Origin of the sequence: Tenacibaculum halocynthiae, assembly GCF_964512825.1 — a bacterium.
Lineage (GTDB): Bacteria > Bacteroidota > Bacteroidia > Flavobacteriales > Flavobacteriaceae > Polaribacter > Polaribacter halocynthiae.
The window spans coordinates 1-3,618 of record NZ_CAZELG010000015.1 but is presented as its reverse complement, the minus strand read 5'-3'; the positions used below and the strand labels follow the sequence as shown (position 1 = coordinate 3,618).

Annotated in this window: 5 protein-coding genes; 4 read left to right on the top strand and 1 reads right to left on the bottom strand. The window is 29.8% G+C overall.

Annotated elements, in window-relative coordinates; all coding sequences use genetic code 11:
• Nucleotides 1-215: 215 nt before the first annotated feature.
• From ACKTTQ_RS05265 to ACKTTQ_RS05250, 4 genes are all read left to right on the top strand, one after another.
• Nucleotides 216-749, top strand: coding sequence for a hypothetical protein (locus ACKTTQ_RS05265; protein WP_408048596.1), 534 nt, complete (start codon nucleotides 216-218; stop codon nucleotides 747-749).
• A gap of 149 nt (nucleotides 750-898) precedes the next feature.
• Nucleotides 899-1,624, top strand: coding sequence for a hypothetical protein (locus ACKTTQ_RS05260; protein WP_408048595.1), 726 nt, complete (start codon nucleotides 899-901; stop codon nucleotides 1,622-1,624).
• 131 nt (nucleotides 1,625-1,755) lie between these two features.
• Nucleotides 1,756-2,289, top strand: a complete 534-nt coding sequence (locus ACKTTQ_RS05255) for a hypothetical protein (RefSeq protein WP_408048594.1) — start codon at nucleotides 1,756-1,758, stop codon at nucleotides 2,287-2,289.
• A 150-nt stretch (nucleotides 2,290-2,439) separates the two neighbouring features.
• Nucleotides 2,440-3,270, top strand: coding sequence for a hypothetical protein (locus ACKTTQ_RS05250; protein ID WP_408048593.1), 831 nt, complete (start codon nucleotides 2,440-2,442; stop codon nucleotides 3,268-3,270).
• A 44-nt stretch (nucleotides 3,271-3,314) separates the two neighbouring features.
• Here ACKTTQ_RS05250 and ACKTTQ_RS05245 read toward each other — a convergent pair.
• The coding region (locus tag ACKTTQ_RS05245) for a transposase (protein WP_408048592.1) at nucleotides 3,315-3,618 on the bottom strand (304 nt) is incomplete at its 5' end.

Sequence of the window (3,618 nt, the reverse complement as noted above, 5' to 3'; positions counted from 1 at the left end):
GCATGTATAATAACCTTAATCCTCTCTTTTGTGCTTTCTGGTTTAGTACTTAAATTTACTACTTTGTAAACTTAAGACTTGTATAATTAATTGCTTTGGCAAGTGCTTATTTGGAAAATTCCTTCGGAATTTTCTCTAGTCCGTATTTGTTTACTAATTTAGTTGCTTAACCACGCAACTAACCATACACAAGACCGTTGTGCGTAAGTAGACCAATGAAATCTAAAAAGATAATTAAATACGGAATTGGAATTTTAATCCTTGAAGTTATACTTTTAGGATTTTGGACTTATCAAATGGAACCCGACCCAAGTGTTTCAATTGGAATAGTAATTATTTTACCTTTTCTATTCGTATTGAATATTATAATTGGAATTCTTTTCTACTTATTTAAAAGTAAACTATCAAATCTCTTTTTTATAAATTCAATTGTATGTCCTTTAATATTTTTCGGGATATGGAACTTATGGTTTATGGATTATCACGACCGAATATCAGAACAATTTGACTTTGTTATCGGAGAGAAAAACTATGAAATAAGTCTATCAAAGAAAACTGACTATTTCTCTATTTCGGATATTACAAACCAGCCCAATGGATCGACAACTGGACTTTATTTTGGCAAATACGAAAGAAAGATAGATACGATTAAATTAACTGATGGAGAAACGAAAATGTTTATAGTTGAAAAGAAATTAATCGGATTTCCGGAAAAACCGAGTGAAATAAAATTAGCTGCATCGGAATGAAAAAAACCTACGCACAACAATGTATAACCGCAATTACGGCGGATTCGACTACGTCCGAATCCACTCGGAATTACTAACGTCAGTGTTAAACCGAAAATTAAAGTATATTAACCCATAACTCTCGGTTATACGAGACCGTTACCACACATATGAAAAAAAGCCTGCTAATAACATTCATTCTACTATTTACAAACTCATTATTTAGTCAAACAGCTGAATTTATAGCTGATACTGTAAGCCTAAAAAAGAGAACTGGAAATAATGAAAGAGTTTATGAAAAGGCTTTGGAAATGGAATGGATTATAAACGGAGAAAAACTGTTTTTCGGTTCTAAGCCAATCAAAGTTATTCCTAACGAAAAAAAAATTGACACAATCCTCTTTCGTAATAGCTCAAATTCAAAATATGATATAATAATCTGTAATATAGCAGAAGCTAGTAAATTTTCATTTGAATACAATCCTTGTTGTGGTGGATTTAATGTACGCAAAGAAAATAAAGGTAAATTGAGTAGAGATATAATATTTGAGATTTCTGAAAAGAACGAAAATGATATGTATCTAGGAACATTAGGCCAAACAGGAATATTACTTGAAAAAGACAATATTGAAAACCACATAAACGAAATTTGTAGAAGCGCAATGAGTCCGAATATTTATTCCATTGCAATATCTAAAATTCGCAAAAACTGTGATTCTTTGAAAAATTGTGAGGAATTGCTCTGCGAAATTCAAGATGGAGTAGCTAAAGACGGATTTGAATATGAAGTTATAGAAACGAAAATGGAATTTTTATATATGCCTTTAGACGAAAAAATATTAAAAGTATTATTTAACAAAAAAACTAATAGAACTGAATTAAAATACGTGTGGTAACAACGTGTATAATTCATTGCTAGTACTCGCCTACTTACGAAAATCCTCACGGATTTTCTATTCGGTTTGTATTTGCTAAATTAGTTGCTGAAACACGCAACGAAATCATACACAAACACGTTACCCAACATTTGAAAAAAACCGTCACTAAAAATAACCTCGAACAAAATTTAAAAGAAGCCACTTCTACTCTATTAGAAATGGCAAGAAACTCTTGTTGGAATAAAATTTCAGACAGTACGAGTTACATTATTTCGGAAATAGTAAATAACGAACGGAATTTTTTTGAAAAAAGAATTGAACGCAAAAAAACAAACGATAAGAAGAAAACTAAATCGTTAGAACAAATAACAGCGGAATTAAAAGATATTTATGAAAACCTGTACGATATGAATTTGTACATATATAAGAGCCAAAAGGAAAATACAATAATTGAAATTCAATACTATCCGAAATCATCGCTCGAATCGGAATTTTATGAAACCGTAAAGAATAACAACCCGATGTTGCATATGAAAATTGGAATTCCACCATACGTGAATAATAAAACCGAAAAGTATGACGTGAATTGGGAATTGGGTGGAATGAGATACGAATGGAATTTATTTTGGAGTCGATTGAAATTCAAATGGAAATATAGAAACCGAATAAAAAACGTTGGGTAACAATGTATAACCGCAATTACGGCGGATTCAACTACGTCCGAATCCACTCGGAATTGCCTAAGTCTCTGCTAAACCGAAAATAATCGCTAATTTAACCCGTAACTGACGCTTATACGAGACGTTGTAGCCAATTAGAGAAATGAGATATTTATGAACATAAAAAATAATATTCTGAAATTTATAAGTATTTTATGTTTGTTATTTCCTTTTCAATCTTGTAAAAAATTATCGGACGAAAATATCAACGTAATTTCCATTCCAAACGACAGCATAAAAGGTCAGGATTTTATTGGAGAAAGCAGTAGTGCTGTTAAATATTCACCTAAAGGAAATTTTATTAAAGTTATTAAACCTGATTCTGGAATTTGGACAAATTTGAGAATTGAGAAATCAAATCAAAAAATTGATTCCAAATTATTTTTTCACGACGACGATATAAATGTTAGTATTATTTATGACAGTTTAAGTCTTGGTGAATATAATTTGAAATTCATATCCGACTTAAAAGATACTATTTCAGAAAAACTGAATTTTAAAAAAAATATTGAATTAAGATTTCCGAATAAACTTCAAGAGTATTATAAAGAAAAAGATATTAAGCACTTAAATATTGACAAACTGACTAAAAATGACACTTTACAAGTTATTTATAAAAATTTCGGATGCTTTGGAGGTTCAGAAAACTTAATCGAATTTATTCGTAACGAAAACAATGAAATCACTTTAAGAAAAAAAATCAACGGAGTAAGGTATGAAGACGAACCTGAAGATGAATGGATTTACTCAAAAAAGAAAAATGTAAAGGAAAATCTAAAGAGATTTGTAAATAACATTAAAAAGATAGATAAAAACGATGAAAACTACTGTTCATCTCAAATTGAATATATATTTAGAATAAAAGGAAAGAACAAAATTTATTGGGTGAAAGACAAATCCTGTGAATTTAGCAACGAAATTTCAGAAATAATAAACACAAGATAACTGGCTACAACAAAGAACTGTGGTAAAAAGCAACTAATTTTTGTTTAATTTTTTATCAAAGTACTTCTATAAGTTTCATCGTATATTAATCCTGATTTCGCGATAGCAAAGGCTTGTTTTAATAGCTTATTACAAACGGCTATTAAGGCAAGTTTCTTACTCTTTCCTTTGGAAACTATTCGTTGATAAAGCTCTCTACAACTCTTATTATATTTACAAGCATTAAAACTACACATGAATAATAGATTTCGAAGTTTTACATTTCCTATTTTACTAATTCTTGCTCGTCCTTTTACACTACTTCCACTTTGTCGAATTATTGGAGTTAAGCCTGAATAAGAACATAAT

Coding starts and splice junctions, on each gene's coding strand:
- ACKTTQ_RS05250 (WP_408048593.1), top strand. CDS start 2,440: ATGAACATAAAAAATAATATTCTGAAATTTATAAGTATTTTATGTTTG.
- ACKTTQ_RS05265 (WP_408048596.1), top strand. CDS start 216: ATGAAATCTAAAAAGATAATTAAATACGGAATTGGAATTTTAATCCTT.
- ACKTTQ_RS05260 (WP_408048595.1), top strand. CDS start 899: ATGAAAAAAAGCCTGCTAATAACATTCATTCTACTATTTACAAACTCA.